13 protein-coding genes are annotated in these 21112 nt (G+C 59.6%); 6 read left to right on the top strand and 7 right to left on the bottom strand.

Annotated features, from left to right (window positions below; genetic code table 11):
• Positions 1 to 7: 7 nt before the first annotated feature.
• Positions 8 to 1705 carry a sensor histidine kinase gene (locus FHN83_RS04490; protein ID WP_138369807.1) on the bottom strand — a complete coding sequence of 566 codons (1698 nt, stop codon included), beginning with the start codon at positions 1703 to 1705 and terminating at the stop codon, positions 8 to 10.
• A 386-nt stretch (positions 1706 to 2091) separates the two neighbouring features.
• On the opposite strand from FHN83_RS04490, the gene alaC reads away from it, so the two are divergent.
• A complete protein-coding gene (gene alaC, locus FHN83_RS04485) occupies positions 2092 to 3324 on the top strand; it encodes an alanine transaminase (RefSeq protein ID WP_139563323.1) in 1233 nt (410 codons plus the stop codon).
• Between the two features lie 53 nt (positions 3325 to 3377).
• On the opposite strand, the gene ypdK is transcribed toward alaC, so the two are convergent.
• The 6 genes from ypdK to FHN83_RS04455 form a co-directional block, all read right to left on the bottom strand.
• A complete protein-coding gene (gene ypdK, locus FHN83_RS28930; RefSeq protein ID WP_353620503.1) occupies positions 3378 to 3458 on the bottom strand; it encodes a membrane protein YpdK in 81 nt (26 codons plus the stop codon).
• 352 nt (positions 3459 to 3810) lie between these two features.
• Positions 3811 to 4731, bottom strand: coding sequence for a kdo(2)-lipid IV(A) palmitoleoyltransferase (lpxP, locus tag FHN83_RS04475; protein ID WP_139563322.1), 921 nt, complete (start codon positions 4729 to 4731; stop codon positions 3811 to 3813).
• A 247-nt stretch (positions 4732 to 4978) separates the two neighbouring features.
• The gene (locus FHN83_RS04470; protein WP_139563321.1) at positions 4979 to 6424 is read right to left on the bottom strand and encodes a hypothetical protein; all 1446 of its coding nucleotides are present in this window, start codon (positions 6422 to 6424) and stop codon (positions 4979 to 4981) included.
• Entirely contained in the window at positions 6421 to 6765 is a 345-nt protein-coding gene (locus tag FHN83_RS04465) for a hypothetical protein (protein WP_139563320.1), read from the bottom strand. Before FHN83_RS04465 ends, FHN83_RS04470 begins: the two co-directional genes overlap by 4 nt.
• Positions 6766 to 6859: 94 nt before the next feature.
• Positions 6860 to 10177 (bottom strand): CapA family protein, encoded by a 3318-nt coding sequence (locus FHN83_RS04460; protein WP_176556467.1) that lies wholly within the window; start codon positions 10175 to 10177, stop codon positions 6860 to 6862.
• 4 nt (positions 10178 to 10181) lie between these two features.
• Entirely contained in the window at positions 10182 to 11081 is a 900-nt protein-coding gene (locus tag FHN83_RS04455; RefSeq protein WP_139563318.1) for an alpha/beta hydrolase family protein, read from the bottom strand.
• Positions 11082 to 11196: 115 nt separating this feature from the next.
• Here FHN83_RS04455 and FHN83_RS04450 point away from each other — a divergent pair, with 115 nt between their 5' ends.
• The 5 genes from FHN83_RS04450 to FHN83_RS28135 all read left to right on the top strand — a co-directional run bounded on the left by FHN83_RS04450 (position 11197) and on the right by FHN83_RS28135 (position 21092).
• On the top strand, positions 11197 to 12858 hold the full coding sequence (locus tag FHN83_RS04450) for a Mur ligase (RefSeq protein WP_139563317.1): 1662 nt from the start codon (positions 11197 to 11199) through the stop codon (positions 12856 to 12858).
• 9 nt (positions 12859 to 12867) lie between these two features.
• Positions 12868 to 13560: a cysteine protease LapG gene (gene lapG / locus FHN83_RS04445; RefSeq protein ID WP_139563316.1), complete on the top strand. Its 693-nt coding sequence runs from the start codon at positions 12868 to 12870 to the stop codon at positions 13558 to 13560.
• 9 nt (positions 13561 to 13569) lie between these two features.
• Positions 13570 to 15516, top strand: a complete 1947-nt coding sequence (lapD, locus tag FHN83_RS04440; protein ID WP_139563315.1) for a cyclic di-GMP receptor LapD — start codon at positions 13570 to 13572, stop codon at positions 15514 to 15516.
• A gap of 26 nt (positions 15517 to 15542) precedes the next feature.
• Positions 15543 to 15884: a hypothetical protein gene (locus FHN83_RS04435; RefSeq protein ID WP_039032618.1), complete on the top strand. Its 342-nt coding sequence runs from the start codon at positions 15543 to 15545 to the stop codon at positions 15882 to 15884.
• Between the two features lie 279 nt (positions 15885 to 16163).
• Positions 16164 to 21092 (top strand): hypothetical protein, encoded by a 4929-nt coding sequence (locus FHN83_RS28135; RefSeq protein ID WP_176556466.1) that lies wholly within the window; start codon positions 16164 to 16166, stop codon positions 21090 to 21092.
• Positions 21093 to 21112: the final 20 nt, after the last annotated feature.

Below are 21112 nucleotides of genomic sequence, written 5' to 3'. Positions count from 1 at the left end.
ACTCCCTCTAGGGCAACAACAACGGCTGGGCATGAACGGCGGAGCGTTCATTCGGCACATAAAACGCGATCTCGGTTCCCGGCTCAAGGCGGCGGATGTGCAGCCCTTCACCATAGAGCAGCTTAACGCGGTGATGGACATTCAGCAGACCAATTTTATTGCCGGGCATCTCGTTGGACTCCACCCGCTCAATCACTTTCGGGTCGATCCCGTGTCCGGTGTCGCGCACCGCCACCCGCACGCGGTTACCGCACTCGGCCACGCTTATCGTCACCACGCCTTTGCCCTTGCGCGGCTGAATGCCGTGAACAATGGCATTCTCCACCAGAGGCTGGATCAGCAGGCTCGGGATCACGCAGTTCACCTCTTCATCGATGTCGTAGATGACGGTGAGCTTATCGCCAAACCGCGCCTGCTCGATGGCGATGTAATCCTTGATCTGATAGAGCTCTTTTTTGATGTCGATCTGCTCGTCGTCTTTCAGCTCAATGTTGTAGCGCAGATAGCGCGAGAGATTGAAGATCAGCTGGCGGGCGGTGTCCGGATTCAGGCGGATCGACGAGGAGATCGCGTTCAGGGCATTGAACAGGAAATGGGGATTAATTTTGCTCTGCAGGGCGCGCAGCTCTGCCTTGTTTGCCATCTCCCGCAGTTGCTCGGCTCGGGAGACCTCCAGCTGGGTGGAGATAATCTGCGACAGCCCGACCGCCATCTCCTGTAAGGAGGAGGTAATCTGGTGCGCGTGGCAGTAGTAAATTTTTAGCGTGCCGGTAACCACCCCTTTTTCCCACAGCGGGATCACCAGCATGGAGTGGATCTCCGGGGTGCGGTGGGCTTCATCGTTGTTCTTGATGATGATCTTACCGCCGCTGATCGCCTGGCGGGTGGTGGGGCTGACGGTATCGTCGTTATCCCGGTAGTTAGCTTCCCCCACGCCCACGTAGGCCAGCACCCGGTCGATGTTGGTGATCGCCACCGCATCGGCGTCAATATCCCGGCGGATGATGTCGCACACCTGGCGCAGGGATTCGGCGTTAGTATCGCGAAACAGCGGCAGCGTTTTATTGGCGATATCCAGCGCCAGCTTGGCCTGCCGGGCAGCGCTGGCCTCTTTTTCGCCCTCCACGCTCTGCACCAGCAGCACGATAAAGCCCACGCAGACGCTGCCGAGAATCATCGGGATGCCGATCTTCGAGACGATATCCAGCCCAAGCTCAACGGTCGGCGCCCACGCTACCACCAGGATCATGGTCAGGGTTTCGCAGACCATCCCGGCGATAATGCCCGCTTTCCAGTGCTGCTTTTTCGGGATCTTACGGTTAATCACCCCCGACAGCACGCCGGCAATAATACTGGTGATCAGGCAGGGGATCGCCGTCACGCCGCCGATATCAATCAGATAGCGGTGCGTCCCGGCAATAACCCCGGTGATGATCCCCACCCACGGGCCAAACAGGATCCCGCCAGACATCACGGCAATGATCCGCACGTTGACCAGCGATCCCTCTACCGGCACCCCGGACCAGGTGCTGAACAGGGCAAACATCGAGAAGATGGCGGTGACCGCCAGCAGCTCTCGCGGCGAGTGGGCAGACTTATGCAGCAGCTCGCGGAACAGGCGGATGCGGATGAGGAAGAACAGGCAAATCAGCATTAATGCCGCGCGATCGAAAACCGCCAGCAGCATATTGAATATTTCGTGCACGAGGAAACCTGGGAAAACGGGAAAGAACCATGATAAAAAACCTGACGCCCAATGACCAGTTATCCGTCCTTTTTATCAAATGGGGATAAACCATAAAAATGAAAGGGGATTGACTTCGTTGCCGCGCAAAGGGGTCTGAAGGGAAAAAATAATCCAAAAGTCGTAACTGTACTGATATTAAAATGTTAACTAAATGGCATTGAAAATGCCTCTTTTCATAATCGCTTCCCGTTTTTACCCGAGCAGAGTTCCCATTTTAGCGCTACGTTATTTTTTTATTTCTCCCCTCTCGACAAGACGAATTTTTTCAGGTTATTTTCTAAGCACGCCACATTCGTGGCGACGTCGCTCGGACGGTCCGGGCGCTAACGTAATCTGAGGAATTTATGGCTGACTCCAGTCCTGAACGCCGTTTTTCGCGTATCGATCGTCTTCCCCCGTATGTATTTAACATCACCGCTGAACTGAAAATGGCTGCGCGTCGGCGCGGCGAAGACATTATTGATTTCAGCATGGGTAACCCCGACGGCGCTACGCCACCGCATATCGTGGAAAAGCTCTGTACCGTCGCCCAGCGCCCGGACACCCACGGCTACTCGACTTCCAAAGGCATTCCGCGCCTGCGCCGCGCCATTTCGCGCTGGTATCAGGACCGCTATCAGGTTGAGATCGACCCCGAGAGCGAAGCCATTGTCACCATTGGGTCGAAAGAGGGGCTGGCGCATCTGATGCTGGCGACCCTGGACCACGGCGACACCGTACTGGTGCCGAACCCCAGCTACCCGATCCATATTTACGGCGCGGTCATCGCCGGGGCGCAGGTGCGCTCTGTTCCGCTGGTGGAAGGCGTCGACTTCTTCAACGAACTGGAACGCGCCATCCGCGAAAGCTATCCGAAGCCGAAGATGATGATCCTCGGTTTTCCGTCAAACCCGACCGCCCAGTGTGTCGAACTCGAGTTCTTTGAGAAGGTCGTGGCGCTGGCGAAGCGCTATGACGTGCTGGTGGTGCATGACCTGGCCTATGCCGATATCGTCTATGACGGCTGGAAAGCGCCGTCGATCATGCAGGTTCCCGGCGCGCGCGACGTGGCAGTGGAGTTCTTCACCCTGTCGAAAAGCTACAACATGGCGGGCTGGCGTATCGGCTTTATGGTCGGCAACAAGACCCTGGTGAACGCCCTGGCGCGCATCAAAAGCTACCACGACTACGGCACCTTCACCCCGCTGCAGGTGGCGGCGATTGCAGCGCTGGAAGGCGATCAGCAGTGCGTGAAGGACATTGCCGCCCAGTACAAGCGTCGTCGCGATGTGCTGGTCAAAGGGCTGCATGAAGCAGGCTGGATGGTCGAGATGCCGAAAGCCTCAATGTACGTCTGGGCGAAGATCCCGGAGGCTTACGCCGCGATGGGATCGCTGGAGTTTGCCAAAAAACTCCTGCAGGACGCGAAAGTGTGCGTCTCCCCGGGCGTTGGCTTTGGCGACTACGGTGATACGCACGTGCGTTTCGCGCTGATTGAGAACAGCGACCGTATTCGTCAGGCGGTGAGGGGCATTAAGGGCATGTTCCGCGCCGACGGGCTGTTACCGCAGGCCGCAAAGACCGCGCCGGAACAGTAACCAAAAAAAACAGGCGCCTCAGGCGCCTGTTTTTTTGACTACATTTTCTTTGCTCAGTTCATCATCAGGGCAAACGTGCCGACCCAGGCGAACAAAATCACTGAAAAACCCATCAAGAAATATTTCACGTTCATCGCTCCGCGTATTTCGTGATACGCATTAAAAACAGAGTCCAACTGATTATAGAGAGGTGAAGTCGGTCCAGGGCGGAAATGAGAATTATCCCCGTTTTGGCAGCGACTCCAGCTCAGAATTCTGTGCTTTCAGGTAGCCAGACGGCGCTAATGTACGCCTAAATTTCAGGAGTGACAAGGGGCATTTTTTTAAATAATTTCTGCGACTTACGAGTGTCGTGGAACGGCGACAGATTAATTTCGCGGCGTAATAAATTGCCCTTCGGCAACATAGCCTGCTAACGATAAATCGGGGTGATTACAGGTGATTGAAAAGGTTAGTTTCACGCAGAAACTAACCTCTGTTCTGGGGCTAACGGTAGAGGGAAGGTTCACCGACAGGGCGGGTTTTGAAGCGGCGATGCACCCATAAATACTGCTCCGGGGCACGCATGATCTCGTTCTCGATCGCCTTGTTGATGTAAGCCGCGGCGGCCACCTCTTCCTGCGGATAGTTTTCCATCTCCGGCATGATGAACAGGCGGTAGCCGCTCTTATCCGCTTTTCTGACCATCGTGACGGTGAGCATCGCCGCCTTTGAGAGGCGCTGAATCACGAATGTGCCGTTAGTGGTCGCCACATCCTTTACCGCAAAGAAGGGGGCGAAGCTGCTGCCATTGCGGCCATAGTCCTGATCCGGCGCAAACCAGACCGCTTCCCCTTTTTTCAGGGCGCTGACCAGCCCGCGCAGGTTGTTGCGGCTGATCATCGCTTTATTGGAGCGCATGCGCCCGCGCGTCTGCACCCACTCCATCAGAGCGCTGTTATGCGGACGGTAGGTCGCCATCATCGGCTGGCACAAGCCCATCACCCGGCCACCCAGTTCCAGCGACATAAAGTGAACGCCGATGACCATCACGCCGCGGTTTTTAGCCTGCGCGCGCTGCAAATTTTCCAGCCCTTCAACATCAAACAGCTTGCGTACCCGGCGATCCGGCCAGAACCAGGCCATCCCCGTTTCCAGCAACGCCATGCCGATGGATTTAAAATTCTCAGTAATCAGACGTTCGCGCTCTTCGGGGGAGAGCGCCGGAAAGCAGAGTTCGAGGTTTCTGCGACCGATAGACTCCCGGCGTTTCAGAAAACGACGTGAAATACTCCCGAGAGTAGCACCCAGCCAGCTCAGCGCCGGGTAGGGGAGTTGTACGAGCAGCCACAGGACACCCAGACCAAACCACGTAAACCAGTAACGGGGGTGCAAAAGGGTGAGTGTGAATTTGCATTGAGACAAGATGAAACGACCTTTATGAAGAGTGTGTAGGTAGCGCCAGAGTGGCGTTACGCCGTACTGCTTTTATGACTCGCGTAAATACTAATGGTTCCGGGCTGTTGCCGTACATACTCATGGTCTGAAAAACGGCTGACGCCTTTGGGCGGCGTAATGTAGCACTGATATATCTTAACTGCTAACACTACTTTTTGCTCAAAAAACCAGCATTAAAATAACCAAAACAGAGGCCTGTTTTTATCCTGATGGAGACTTATTCATTACGTGTTTCATATCCAAAATCAAAGTCGAGCAGCACGTTTTGGCGTAAGGCGTGATTCAGCGGATAGCTGTAACTTTGCCCGATGCTGACGGCGTGGATCACCCGCAGCAGCGTGTCGCCACGCAGGGAGGAGGGCGCGTCGGTAATGGTCACCTCCGCCCCCTGCAACGCATGCCGCAAAGACTGATAGGCCGCAGAGGCGGTGATGCTGTTATTCATCACGCTGCACAGGCCGAGCAGCAGGCAGATCAACATTACCGGAAAGATCAGCGGATGGCGGTTGACCAGACGAACCGGGCGCCAGGGGGCGATATACAGCAGGGCGGCACTTAAGGGCAGAAGCAGCAGGTAGAGCAGTTTTGCCAGGTGGGTCAGGGCCCCAAGCAGGGAGAACATCAGCGCAATGGGGGGAACAATCACCGCCCGCGCCGCATCCTCACCCCGTTTTTCATTTTCCCCGCCCACGCCGTAGCTGGCCAGCGCTGCCTGCAGGCGAGGGAGCTGCTGATGCATGGCGTGATCAAGATGGGGGGCCTGTAGATCCTGCGCAAACTGTTTCAGGGCGTCATCTTTCGGGTATTCAGGCCTGACCCGGGTGTCCCGGGGGAGAGCCAGCTTATCACGCAGCGTGTTTTGCACCACCTCCAGCATAAAAAACGATTCCCAGTCGAGCCGGGCCGGGATCGCCACGCCGTTATAAAGCCCCTTTGTCTCTGTGGCGCTGTTACAGCCGAGATAGTCTTTATAAATTTCCCCACGCGCGGCCAGCCAGAGCTTGTAATAGCCGAGGAGACCGCCCTCCTGGACGCTGATGCTGTCGCGCAGATTTTGCCCGGCCTCCCGCTCAAGCAGCTCGTGATAGCGGCTGACCGAGCTCATCAGCAGCGGCAGCATCGCCAGAAACGCTTTCCCGGAGGGGCTGGTCCAGGTGTCACGCTGGCTGCCGTCGTCGTCAAGCGGGATCCCCTCCAGCGTCTGGTGTCCGTCAATTAACGATTGTTGATAGAGCTGGGCCAGCATCGACTTCTGGCGAAACTCGCCGGTGCTCTGCGCGACCTGGCGCTCAATCACCCACTCCACCATCTGCCAGGTCACCACGCCGGTGAGCAGGCACAGCGAAAACACCATGCCTGCCACCCAGGGGGCGGGGAACTCAACGCCGCGTTTTTTCAGCCAGGCGTTACCCGCCAGAACCAGCTGAAACACCAGCAGCGCAGCGGCGATGGCGGTTAATGCCCGCCCGTAGCGCTCCATGCTGTGGATGTCACCGGGTGTGGAAAGACTGCCCACCAGATCGAGCAGGCGCGAGTTAAACGCCAGCTCGCAGATGAGGTAGGTAAGAGTAAGGAGAATAACCAGCGCGTTTTGCCACAGCGGCAGCGTCGGGCGCTTAATATCCGCCCGGCTTTCCAGTTCACCGACAGCGCGTTCCGTCATGATTTAAGCTCCAGGCTGGTCTGACGGGTAACAGCCGGCTGCCAGATCTGCTCTGGCAATGAATTGTCCAGCACCGGCAACGCCCGTGGCGCTGACTGTTCTGCGGCTTTGACCGACGGCCGTTTTTTGACTTTTACCGGCGGCGAGGGGGCTTCTTCTGGCGCGCTGAGGAGAGGTTCAGGTGCGCTATAGGCGGGCTGCACAGGTGCGGGGAGAACATACTTCGGCGCCACGCGCGCCCGGCTGGGGTTTTTATCATGGGAAGCACAACCGCCTACGCCCAGCAGCAGCGCTAACAACACCATCCCACAGCGGGGCATTTTTTGCAGTGGCACGCTCATCAGTAGGTCCTGACTCTGTCGCACAGCGAAGTGACGTCTTTTAACTGTAATCGGGAATTTTCATTCAGGTAGCTGTATCGCTTAAAAATTCTGCTTACTGTTCTACATACGCATCCAGCGTCATGATCAGCTTGTACTCTCCTTCTTCACATACCGCGCGCCAGCCCGCGCCGGAGGCTTCCTCCCGGATAATGGGCATTCCCTGAGCGGTCAGGTGTGCGATCAGATCGGTGAATTCAGCCTCGTTAACCGGGCGGGGCTGCCAGAAGGTCTTTTTATTGTCGGTCAGGATCGGCAGGAGCTGGATCTGCGGCACCTGTTCGCCAAGCAGCAGGCGGACGATAAAACCATACGGCGGCATACCGCGTTCCCGATACTCGCCGTTACTGTTAAACACCCCGTTGCCGATGCTGTAGAGCACCAGGCTTTCGCCGAGGCGGGCCGCTTCGCCGGGCATATGCGGCCCGGAACCGATAATCAGATCCGCTCCGGCCTCGCTCAGGCGCTGCGCCAGGGCACGCTGTCCCGCCGTCGTCCAGCGGTAGTCGAGCCCCCAGTGGGCAAGCACGATGGTGGTGGCCGGGTTGGCGCTGGCCTTCTCCAGACGCAGCTGTTCCGTCAGCCCACCGCTCAGACAGGCGACGCCCGCCCGGCGCGGGCGGGCATAGAAGGCGCACTCCTGCTCCATAAAGCGTCGGTACCAGTAGGCGCTGAAAATCTTGTACTGCCTGTCGCCGACCGTCAGCACCAGCGGGGCGTGCGCCTGCTGGGCATTGAGTCCGGCCCCAATTGTGGCGATGCCCCCGTCGGCAAACGCCGCCAGGGTGCTGTGCAGACCCGGCAGTCCGGCGTCCATGGCGTGATTGTTGCCCAGCGCCACCGCGTCGATGCCCTGTTTGCGCAGGGCCGCAACAGAGGCCTGCGGATCCCCGGCCAGGCAGAATGTTTTTCGGCCTTCCGGGCTGGCGCTCAGGTCGGTGGCAAGGGCCGCTTCGAAGTTGGCAAGGGTAAAATCGCTGCCGCGCAGCAGCGGGGCGATGCCTGCAAAGCTGTGATCGTATCCGTAGCGTTGCAGGGCATCGTCGATACCGCGCCGCTGACGCTTGCGGGTGTACCACTCGCCAAAATAGGTGTCCCCCAGCAGGGTAATTGTTGCTGCGGGTTTGTCGATCTGGCGTTCGACGGGGACCGGTGCGGGCTGCGCGCCCTCCGCCCGGGAGAGCAACTCATCCAGCAGATAGTCAAGATGAAAGGCGTCATCCGCCCCGGCGGCGCAGGCCAGCCAGAGATCGCCCGCGACCCACTGCAGCGCAAAGCCCCAGCGTCCGGCACTGAATTGCCCCCAGGCGCTGCCGTTGCTGTGCAGGTTGGCGGTTTTACGGTACACGTGCTCGCCGATGGCCGCCTCGTGCTCAGCAAACCACGACAGCAGGTGCGGGTAGCGCAGGTAGAAATGGTACAGCAGCCTGGCGACATCCTTGAGCGTGGTGCGCTGGCCGGGACGCGGGCGGCCGGATACGTTATTGATGTGGGTATGCGCCATCGCCCGCTCACCCATCAGCTCACGGAGCTGCGTCAACGCCCCGGCGCTGCTGCCTGCCAGTTGTTCCGCGATGTGAATGGCAGCGTCGCAGGCGTTATGAATCAGCATCCCCTGCAACAGCGACTTCAGGGTCACCGTGCTGCCCGGCGGCAGGCCTAGCGCCGGGTTACCCTCCAGGACGTGGGCGGCGATGCCGTGCATTTCAACAGGCGTTTCAAGGGTCATCTCTTTCATCAGCAGCCGCTCCGCCACGCAGGTGGTCAGCAACAGCTGGCTGAGATACGTCGGCGCAAAGATGCTGTCGCTCAGTTCGGATACCCGCGTTTCGCCGGTGGCGAGATTCACCAGCAGGCGGGCGGTCTGCTCTTTTTTCAGGGCTGGTGGCGCAGCGAGACGGGTTTTCAGCAGGCTGATGACCCGGTTGAAGTCAGAGTTGCGCACGCTGCCTTTGACCAGCACGATATCGCCGTCGCGTAGCGTCGGTGCCGCGGCATCCACCAGCATCTGCGCAGTGCGGAAGTGGCCGCCGCGAATCGTCTCCGGCAGGGCACCGTGCAGGGCTGCCATCTCCTCACCGTGTAAAAATGCTTTCCCGCAGCCCGCCGCCAGCAACGGCTCCGCCAGCGAGCGGTGGATCGCGTCGGACTGGTCGCCGAGGTTGACGATCCTCCCTAAAAGGGCAACCACCCGGCCACCGCTTTCCCGGGCGCGCTGCCCGGCCACCTCGAAGGCGTTGAGCATGGAGAGGTATTCGGCGTTGTAGCTGTCGTCAATCAGGGTAACGGCCCCGCCGTCCGGCAGCGTGAGGCGGGTAATACCCATATGCTGGCCGTCGCTGTGCCAGGCTTCAAGGCAGGAGACGATCTCCGGCAGGCTCACCCCGAGCAGGTCGGCGGCGATAAGCGAGGCCACCGAGTTAAGTGCAGCCCCCTTGCCCGGCACGGCCAGCCGGTAGCTCAGGCTCTGCTGGCGGAAGTTGAGGGTAACCAGGCTGCCGTTGCCATCCGGGGTAAACGCCGTAATGCGCGCGTCTGCGCCAGGATGAAAACCGTAGCTGATGATGCGGGCCCCGTCGCGGGTGACGCTCGCGGCCAGGGTCTCATACCCGGCCATATCGCGGTTCAAAATGGCGTAGCCGCCGGGGATCAGGCCATGGCTGATGCGTGCTTTAAAGCGCGCCACGTCATCTAAAGAGGTGACGTTCTTCCCCACCTGGGTCATGCCGATTTCAGTAATGATGACGATATGCGGCTTGATACGCGGGCCGATCCCGCCGTTGCGCATCCACAGGGCCGAGATCGCCACTTCCATCACCACCGCCTGCGGGTTGCAGACGGTCCGGGCCAGAGTCACCGAGGCGCCGGTGCGGGTGTTGTGGTTGCCGTGACTCGCCACCACCGACATGCGGGTTGCAAGAATGCTCTCCAGCATCTCTTTGGTGGAGGTTTTCCCTACCGTACCGGTGATCGCCACCAGTTTACCGTCCAGCCGTCGCCGCGCCTCTTCCCCCAGCCACTGCAGCGCCTCATAGCTGTTACCGACTACCAGTTGAGGGAAGTCCGGCGGCAGCCCGTCAACCCTGCGCTGAACAATCGCCCCGCAGTAGCGGGAGGCGTGGCGGGAAAGCGAAAGATGAGTATCGTTCCAGCCCGCATAAATGCCGGTATTGCCGGAGCCCTGCAGCCAGGTGTCGGTATCCATGGCAATAAACAGGCAGGGACGGGTGGGCGGCGTCTTGTCATGAAAAATGGCGATGTCGCAGGCCTGCCAGCCTGCCTCCGGTCGATTGTGCCAGACGCTACCGGGCAATTTTTCGAGGTCGGCGGCGGTCCATCCCCGGGGTGGCGTCTCAGCACGTTGCTGACTCATGAGCTTATTCCTGATTTTTTGCGGCATATCCGCGTAGCGGACAAAGATGAATGGCGGTGATCCCGGCGTTACCCTTCAGATCGTGGTAGTGCGGCGGGACGGCGGGGCGTTCGAGCAGTTCCACCCGATGGCCGTGCTCGCGCAGCGCAGCGGCAAAGCGTGCCTGCAGATCGAAAGGCGTAGTGCGATCCTGCGGATTACCGATCACCAGGATCAGCCGGAAGGGATCGGCGGCGATCCCGCTGATATGGTCGAGCGGGTCCCAGGGGTGAGGAAGTCCGGTATTGTCCAGCCCAGGGGCAGGGGCTTCACCGCGCCGCTGGCGGATGCGCTGCGCCCGCTCCAGTATTCCCCAGGCGCCGGAGGTAAGCACCGCGCAGTCGATATCCCGGCGACCGGTGGCTAACAGTGCCGACGCGGCGGTTGCGCCCCCGCTGTGTCCGCTCAGAATAAAGCGCTGGATACCGTAGCGAGCCTTGATGGCATCGAGGGCGGCATCTATCGCCTGGAACTCTTCAGCCTGACGACGGTGATAATGGTTACCGCTGGAGCCGTAGGTGCCGGGGCGGGCGATAATAATCGTGGGCAACCCGGTCTGGCGCAGGATGGCCCGGGCCTGACGGCGCTGATCGGCTGCGGTATTGCCGGGGATGGATTCGGGTGGGCGCTCAATCTGCGAGACGCGATCGCCTTTCAGTATCACCACCACCAGCGGGGCGGCCTGAAGGTTTCCTGCGCTGAAATAGCGCATACAGGCGTTGCCGTTAGGGGTGCGCACCCACAGGGCATCGTTACCGGTCGGGCAGTGCTGTCGGGAGGCCGGTTGGTTCCACAGCAGCGGCGTATCAGCGTAAGCAAAAACGCTGACCAGCAGCAGGATCCATACCGCGAAACATCGACTCAAAACACCGCCCCGGGAGAAACAATAGACATACAGAATACACATCTTGTCATACATAATGGTATCATCGATTAAGATTTTTCTGACAGGGTTTCCTCAGGCGTTATCAGGAGTACAAATGCCGCTCAGCCAATTACTGGCGCAAACCCGCCCGGCGATGGAATTGCTGGACGTCGCGCCCAAACCGTCGATCTGCCCCGCCTGGGCGATCTTTTTTAGTGCTTCCGACAGCCAGAGCCGTGCGCATATTGTGCAGGGGTGCGGCGACACCTTCGATCAGGCCTGGCAGCAGGGCGCACAGGCGCTGCAGCAGTGGCAGCGAAAGAGCGGCACCGAGGTTTGCTGGCTGCGGGTAGATCTTGTCGATAAAGTACAGGCCCTGCGCTGGGATAACCTGCAGGCGCGTTTAGCCAAAACCAAACGTAACTATTTTCGCTTTGGCCTGAGCCTGGATCCGGCGTTTCGCTACGCGATACTGGAGCAGGAGATTGCGGCCAACGCGCTGCTCTACCACGGCGACCACGGCGTCGCCACGCCCAATGCCAACAACCTGGCCCATTTCTCCCGCCGCCGCTTCGGCGCGCTGCTGACATGGCCGGAGCAGCCTGACCAGACGATCTGGCGCTTTACCACCCAGGCGCTGTTTTGCGACGGCGAGCGGCTGCTGCCCATCGAATCGACCGGGCGTAACAGCGGCTACCGCCAGCTTCCCGACTGGCAGGCGACGGCGCTGGAGCCGATGATCGCCTCCGCCACCGACTATCTCGCACGCCAGATTACCCCTTCCGGGCGCTACCAGTACGGCTGGTTCCCCTGCTTCGATCGCGCTATTCCGACCTATAACGCCCTGCGTCACGCCAGCTCCACCTATGCGCTACTTGAAGGGTGGGAGGTGACGCAGCAGCCGGAACAACGGGCGGCCATCGAACGGGCGCTCCAGGATCTTTGCCGCAGCTTTATTCGCACTTACCGGCTCCCCGATGGCAGTGACGCCGATTTCCTGGTGGATACCGGGGATGAAATTAAGCTTGGCGGCAACGCGGTGTGCATTCTGGCGATGGCGAAATACAGCGAGCTGACCGGCGATAATCAGTATCTGGCGCAGATGGCGCGGCTGGCGAACGGGATCGGCTATATGCAGGACCGTAAGACGGGCGGGTTTGTCCACGTGCTGAACGCCGGGGATCTCTCCCTGAAGGCGGCGCACCGCATTATCTATTACGACGGTGAAGCGGCGTTTGCCCTGATGCGTCTTTACGGCCTGACTCAGGCCCCGCGCTGGCTGGAGATGGTCGAGCGGGCGATGGATCATTTTATTGCGCAAAAGCACTGGCAGGCCCACGATCACTGGCTCAGCTACTGCGTCAACGAGCTGACGCTCTACCGGCCGCTGGAGCGCTACTATCAGTTTGGGCTGGATAACGTGCGCGACCACCTCGACTTCGTGCAGAACCGCGTCACCACGTATCCCACCCTGCTGGAGCTGATGATGGCGGCGTCGGGGATGATTGCGCGGCTTGAAACATCGCCGCATAAGCATCTGCTGGCGGGCTTTGATATGGCGGTATTCAACGAGGCGCTGGAGACCCGCGCCCGCTATCTGGCGAACGGCTTTTTCTGGCCGGAACTGGCGATGTTCTTCAAAAATCCGCCACGCATTGTCGGCAGCTTTTTCATTCGTCACCATAGCTACCGGGTGCGGATCGACGACGTTGAGCACTACCTTTCCGGCTATGTCGCGTACCTTAAGCGCTGGCTTGCCCGGTCAGGCGAGAAGTAAGCCAGCGCCATGCGGCTTTCTCGTTCCCGTTTCGTGAGCTGTCGACGCTGGCTGTCGCTCTGGCTGGTGGTATTGCTGATTATCTCCCCCGGGCTTGGCGCCGGGTGGGATTTCAGCGCCATCAGCACCCGTACCGAACGGCTTTATGGCCCGGCGACCCCGGCCGCCCGGCAGCGGATTGACGAGTGGGCCGCGTTGCTTAAGCAGCCGTCTCAGGGATCGATCCAGGACAGGCTAAACCGGGTTAACCAGTTTTTTAACGCCCGCATGGCGTTTCGCGATGATATCGTCGTCTGGAAGCAGCAGGATTACTGGGCCACGCCGATTGAGTTTTTACGTAAGGGGGCAGGGGACTGCGAGGACTTTGCGCTGGCGAAATATTTCACCCTGCGCGAAATGGGCGTTCCGGCAAACCAGTTACGTATTACCTATGTTAAGGCACTTGAACTGAACCAGGCGCACATGGTGGTGACATGGTATTCCACCCCCACGGCGATCCCGCTGGTTCTGGATAATCTGAAAACCGCCATCTTGCCGGCCACACAGCGAACCGACCTGCTTCCGGTTTATGCGTTTAACGGCGAAGGGCTGTGGCTGCCGCAGTCCGGCGGCAACAAACGCGTGGGTGACAGCAAAAGGCTCTCCCGCTGGCAGGATCTTCTCACCCGAATGCGTGCAGAAGGATTTGTAATTAATGAATAGGATAGGGCCATGTCTCTTTATAAACAGCTACTGATAGGCATCTGTTTATTTACGCTCGTCATTTTCTGCGGCAACTTTTTCGTTACCCTGGAAAGCTCACGGGATCAGTACCGCAATCAGCTCAGCGCCCACGCGCAGGACGCGGCGACGGCGCTGGGCCTCTCCCTGACGACCCATATCGACGATCCGACCATGACCGAGCTGATGGTGAACTCCATCTTCGACAGCGGCTATTTCTATCGCATTCGCGTGGTGGACATTCAAACCAATAAACCGATCTTCGAGCGCAGCGACATTCCCCAGAGCACCCGCGTGCCGCAGTGGTTTGTGCGGATGGTGAACCTCAGCCCCGGTGAAGGCGATGCCATTGTGATGCGGGGCTGGACCCAGGCCGCCCGGGTGGAGGTGGTCAGCCATCCGATGTTCGCCCTGGCCCGCCTGTGGAACAGCATCGTCGCCAGCTTTTTATGGCTGATCGGCTGCAGCCTGCTGTTTGTGCTGGCGGCTACGCTGATGTTAAGCCGCGCCCTGCGTCCGCTTAACTATATTGCCGGACAGGCGATGGCTATCTGCCGTCGCGAGTTCCTCAACATTCAGGCGTTGCCGAAAACCCCCGAACTGCGCCGGGTGGTGGATGCCACCAACATGATGGTGACGCAGCTCAAGGTATTATTCAGCGAGCAGGCCCGGCGCACCGAAGCGCTGCGTCAGGAGGCCTATCACGACAGCCTGACCGGCCTGAGCAACCGCCGGGCATTTGACATGCAGTTGCAGTCTCGCCTGAGCGATGAAGAGAACGCTGCCGGTCATATTATGCTGCTGCGGGTGCAGGATCTGATGGGCCTGAACCAGCGTCTTGGCGGAGCCAAATCTGACCAGCTGCTGGTGGCGGTGGCGGATATTCTGAGCGGCCTGCAGCGCAACTATTTCCACAACGAGGGCTTTTTAGCCCGCGTGCGCGGCGGGGAGTTTGCCATTATCGCCCCGCAGATCCTGGGCCAGGATCTCGATAATCTGCGCAACACCCTCAGCACGCAGCTGAAGGCGCTTTCTGAGATGGGCATGAGCGACGTGACGCCGGTGGCGCACTTCGCGCTGGTGCCGTTTAACGTTGGCGATACCCCGCAGGCGGTTCTGACCCAGGCGGACCAGGCGCTGGCGAGAGCCGAAACCGAGATGCGCATCTTTGCCACGCCCGATACCGCAGCGGATACCGGGAGCGAAGAGGATCATCACAGCTGGTACACCCGTCTTGATGCGGTGCTGACCCGCGGTGGCTTCGAGCTCTTCTCGCAGCCGGTTTACGAGTGCAATAACCGGCATGTGGTGCTGCACCATAAGATCCTCGCCCGCATCAAAACCGAGGAGGGCGAACTGGTGCCAGCGGGGCGCTTTATGCCGTGGATCCACCGCCTCGACCTCAGCCGTCGCATGGACATCGTGATGCTCCAGCAGACCCTGGGTGAGCTGGCAAAATCGCCGCGCCCGCTGGCGCTCAGCATCAGCGGTGCCAGCGTCGCGGACGACCAGAGCCTCAACGCCCTGTTGCAGCCGCTGAAAAGCGCGCCGCAACTGGCAAACTGGCTGACGTTTGAGCTGGATGAGAATGAACTGCCCGACGTCGAGCGGGTGAACGTGCTGGTCAGTCGCCTGAAGGCGCTGGGTTGTCGTCTGGGGATCCAGCATTTTGGAGGACGCTTCCACCTTATCGGCAATTTACCGCAATGGGGTCTGGCCTGGATTAAAGTTGATGGCAGTTATATTCGCGATATAGACAGCGAAGACGATAAAAAACTGTTTATTGAGGCAATTTACTGGGCCGCCCGCCAGATTAATCTTCCCTTAATTGCCGAGCGCGTGGAAACAGCGGGCGAACTGGCGACCCTCGAAAAAATGGGGTTATATGGCGCGATGGGGCGCTATTTCGCTGATGCCAGTACGCTGGGTGGAAATTAACCGCAAAGGCTAATGAGAGGCTGAAAATGTATTACTTAGAACGCGATACGGAAAGACGAATAATTCGGGTGGAACTGACACCTTTTCCCGCAATGACGGAACAGCACGATCTCTGTACGCCTGAGATTGACGAGTGGTTGCGCCAGCGCGATACCCGAGAAGCCACGCTGTATCAGCTGCGGCAAAGCGACCTTGAGATGGTGCGTGTGCTGGAGGATCTGATCGAGGTGCTGATGAGCAAAGGGGTGATCACCATCACCGACCTGCCGCCAGCCGCACAGGCCAAACTCACCAGCCGTGCGCAGGCGCGTCGCTCGCTGAGTGGGCTGGAGGGATTAATTGCCGATGACGATGAAGGCCTTATTTAGCCGTTATTATTACGTGACTAAATTAATCAGCACGAAATAGAGGGTTATTTTTCACACTCCCCTATTTTGATAGTGCTGACCTTTTTCGATTCCTGTTTATTCATGGCATCTATTAATATCCTGCTCTGACCTGAATCTGAATCAATAAATCAGCGGCAGAAAGGCGTATCGTAGTTATAGTTGCACAGCGAATTATCAATACAGATTAAATACTCTTTTCGCATTCTGAGCCTGAGCAATGGATGAATTGGGCGAGAAAAAGATTGAGGGAGACAATATATGAGTGGCGTATCCGGGATCGTCAAAGCCGTAATCGGACAAGTATTTGCCGTCAGCCCTGACGGCAGCAAGCGTTTACTGACCGAAGGCGACCGCGTTCTCGAAGGAGAACAAGTCCAGACGGGAGCGACTGGCGCAATTACCTTATCTCTGGCGGACGGTAAACAGCTGGATCTGGGCCGTGACACCCAGTGGGACAGCTCAGGGCACGTCGTCACGCCAGACGCGGCGGCCCAGCAGCAAGATATTGCTGCCATCCAGCAGGCAATTGCCGACGGGCAGGACCCGACGCAAACCCTGGAGGCACCAGCTGCAGGTCCACAATCCGGTAACACTGGCGGCGAGCCAGGCGGCAGCGGCGGCGGGTCACATACCCACGTCGTGCTCGATCTTACCGCTGAAATTGTTGACCCCAATGCGGGCTACCCAACGGTCGGGCTTGATTTCCCCGACGACGAACCCCCGGAAGAGTTAACGCTGCTCGACACTGACGATTCTGATGCGGACGCGGATTCTGATGCGGACGCGGATGCGGATGCGGACGCGGATGCGGATGCGGACTCCGATTCTGATGCAGACGCTGACGCCGACGCGGATGCGGACGCCGATTCCGATGCAGATTCTGATGCCGATGCCGATGCCGATGCAGATTCTGATGCCGATGCCGATGCCGATGCCGATGCAGATTCTGATGCCGATGCCGATGCCGATGCCGATGCAGATTCTGATGCCGATGCCGATGCCGATGCCGATGCCGATGCAGATGCTGATGCGGATGCAGATGCAGATGCTGATGCGGACGCCGATGCCGATGCGGACGCCGACGCGGATGCCGATGCGGATGCCGATGCCGACGCGGATGCCGATGCCGATGCTGACGCGGATTCTGATGCGGATGCGGACGCCGACGCGGACGCAGATGCTGATGCTGATGCGGATGCGGATTCCGACGCCGATGCCGATTCTGATGCTGATGCCGATGCCGATGCCGATGCGGATGCAGACGCTGATGCGGACGCGGATGCTGATTCCGATGCAGACGCCGACGCGGATGCGGATGCGGATGCGGATGCCGATGCGGACGCTGATGCCGATGCCGATGCGGATGCCGACGCTGATGCTGATGCTGATGCTGATGCCGACGCGGATGCCGATGCCGATTCCGATGCGGACGCCGATTCTGACGCGGATGCCGATGCCGATGCGGATGCCGACGCTGATGCTGATGCTGATGCCGATGCCGACGCGGATGCCGATGCCGACGCGGATGCCGATGCCGACGCGGATGCCGACGCCGATTCCGATGCGGACGCCGATTCTGACGCGGATGCCGATGCTGATGCGGACGCCGATGCCGACGCCGACGCCGACGCCGACGCGGATGCAGATGCAGATGCAGATGCCGATGCTGACGCTGACGCTGACGCTGATGCGGATGCGGATGCGGACGCCGATGCCGATGCGGATACCGATGCGGACGCCGACGCAGATGCGGACTCTGATGCTGATGCCGATGCGGACGCTGATGCGGATGCCGATTCTGACGCAGATGCCGATGCCGACGCCGATTCTGACGCGGATGCTGATTCCGATGCAGATGCAGATGCAGATGCAGATGCTGATGCCGATGCGGACGCAGATGCAGATGCTGATGCCGATTCTGACGCGGATGCTGATTCCGATGCGGACGCGGATGCGGATGCGGACTCCGATTCTGATGCAGACGCTGACGCAGATGCGGATGCGGACTCCGATTCTGATGCAGACGCTGACGCAGATGCGGATGCGGACTCCGATTCTGATGCGGACGCGGATGCCGATGCGGACGCCGATGCTGATGCCGACGCGGACGCGGATTCTGATGCCGACGCCGACGCCGACGCCGACGCTGATGCAGATGCAGATGCAGATGCAGATGCAGATGCCGATTCTGATGCCGACGCCGACGCCGACACCGACGCTGATGCAGATGCAGATGCAGATGCCGATGCGGATGCGGATGCGGATGCCGATGCCGACGCTGATGCTGATGCAGATGCCGACGCGGATGCGGACTCCGATTCTGATGCAGACGCCGATGCTGACGCGGACGCGGATGCCGATGCGGACGCCGATGCAGATGCTGATGCCGACGCAGATGCCGACGCCGACGCGGATGCCGATGCCGATGCGGATGCCGACGCAGATGCGGATGCGGATGCGGACTCCGATTCTGATGCAGACGCTGACGCAGATGCGGACGCTGATGCTGATGCCGACGCGGACGCGGATGCGGACTCCGATTCTGATGCAGACGCGGACGCTGATGCCGATGCCGATGCTGACGCTGATGCGGACTCCGATTCTGACGCGGATGCCGATGCCGATGCCGACGCCGATTCTGACGCGGATGCTGATTCCGATGCGGATGCTGACGCCGATGCGGACGCGGACGCAGATTCTGACGCGGACGCGGACGCGGATGCCGATGCCGATGCGGACGCCGATGCCGACGCGGATGCTGACTCCGATGCCGATGCCGATGCCGACGCTGATGCTGATGCCGATGCGGATGCGGATGCGGATGCAGATGCGGACGCTGATGCCGATGCGGATGCAGATGCGGACGCTGATGCTGATGCTGATTCCGATGCTGACGCTGACGCTGACGCTGATGCCGATGCGGATGCGGACGCTGATGCCGACGCGGACGCGGATGCGGATTCCGATTCTGATGCAGACGCTGACGCAGATGCGGATGCGGACTCCGATTCTGATGCGGACGCGGACGCCGATGCAGATGCAGATGCAGATGCTGATGCCGACGCCGACGCCGACGCCGACGCTGATGCAGATGCAGATGCAGATGCAGATGCAGATGCAGATGCAGATGCAGATGCCGATTCTGATGCGGATGCGGATGCCGATGCCGATGCCGACGCTGATGCAGATGCCGACGCGGATGCGGACTCCGATTCTGATGCAGACGCCGACGCCGACGCCGATGCTGACGCGGACGCGGATGCCGATGCGGACGCCGACGCGGACGCAGATGCGGATGCGGATTCTGACGCAGATGCCGATGCCGATTCCGATGCCGACGCTGATGCCGACGCAGATGCAGATGCAGATGCGGATGCAGATGCGGACGCTGATGCCGACGCTGATGCTGATGCCGACGCGGATGCCGATGCCGATGCCGATGCCGATGCTGACGCTGACGCTGATGCGGATTCTGATGCCGATGCAGATGCAGATGCAGATGCCGATTCTGATGCGGATTCTGACGCCGATGCGGATGCGGATGCCGATGCTGATGCTGATGCCGATGCCGATGCAGACGCCGATGCGGATTCTGATGCTGATGCGGATGCGGATGCGGATGCGGATTCTGACGCAGATGCCGATGCCGACGCAGATTCTGACGCCGACGCGGATGCCGATGCGGATGCGGACGCCGATGCCGACGCCGACGTCAAACTAACCGTCACCGTCACTCCGGGCAATAAAACCTCCGAGACAACGGACGACAAGATCATCCACGTTAACGGCGGTAGCGGCGATCCTAACGGTTACGACATCCAGAACGGCGTGATTGTGGCCATCGGCAGCAACGTGCACGTCTGGCTGACCCCGGATAGCCCGGATGGCAAGATCCCTGGCGACTTCGTGCCTAAGGCCGATAGCCCGGATCAGATCCACTACTACAACAGCCAGGGTAACGCCAACGCCAACAACGGCGACAAAACCTACACCGATATTTTTGTGGTCGGGGATCACACCGGGGGTTACTACCAGCAGGGCGACTGGCCGGAGGATAAATATGAGTTCAGGCCGGTCAACGGTATTACCGGCAACCAGGGCGTACCGCAAAGCGAGGCGGGTAAGGACTATATCTTTGTCCAGGGTAATGAGGCTGACTACACCGTCACCGGGGTCGAACATCCACAGAACGGTAAGAACAATGACATAGACAACCTGCATATTGTCGATAACGAGACCGGGAAATCGCCGTTCCATAATGCCAACGGTATCGAAGGGGTCGTATTTGGTGATGGCCCGTCTTCTGAGCTCGGCGGCAATACCACCGTCAGCTACACGGTAACGCTGAACCTGGATGTCAATCTCGAAACGTCGGACAGCAGCGACCACCTTAACAGCATCACGCTGAGCGGGATCCCGGAAAACGCGACCTTTACCGGCAACTATGCGGACGTCAGTTACAACGCTGAGGATAAGACCTACACCCTGACCTTTGATAACGACACCTCGCACTTCAACGGCCAGGTAAGCGTTGAGCTGCCAAACGGCCAGAGCGATTTCGGGGAGATTGGCCTGGTAGTAGACTCATCCGCCGCCGAGCATCATGAAACCGACTTTACCGTCGACGGCAAAGAGGGCGGGACCTTTGTCAGCGGGTCACACGGCGGGGAAGAGCACGCCGATGACAACGTGGACGATCATCCGCTGATGGCCGCCCACAGCGTTGAGGAGCATCATGCGGACAGCGACAGTGATGAGAATCAGAAGCAGGCGCACAGCAGCCTGACGGCTGATGACCATGACGCAGACCACAGTCTGGCGAGCGCGGAGCACGCCGCATCGTTAATCGATGACGACAATCTGCTGCTCAGCACCACGGCGGCGGATAATAGCAGCATGCCGACGGCCTCGGCCGATCACGCGGATGCTGCGCAAAGCGAGACCCTCACGCTCCAGAGTACGGATCAGCAGGAGCAGCTGAACTTCAGCGATCTCATCCACGATGAGGAGCACAACGATCTCAGCACGCTGATCCAGGCGGGGCCGCAGAGCGACACGGCGGATGGCCCGGCGGAAGTCGAGCATGTTCCCGCTGAAGGCGGCGAGATCGCCGGAACCGATGGCTATGACGGCGGTAACGACGCGATGCTCGATAACCTGATCGCCAAACCGGAAGATCATGCCTGACAGGTCGCCGCGCAGGGGCA

The organism is Leclercia adecarboxylata, assembly GCF_006171285.1.
Classification (GTDB): Bacteria; Pseudomonadota; Gammaproteobacteria; order Enterobacterales; family Enterobacteriaceae; genus Enterobacter; species Enterobacter barmai.
This window is presented reverse-complemented; position numbering and strand designations above follow the sequence as displayed.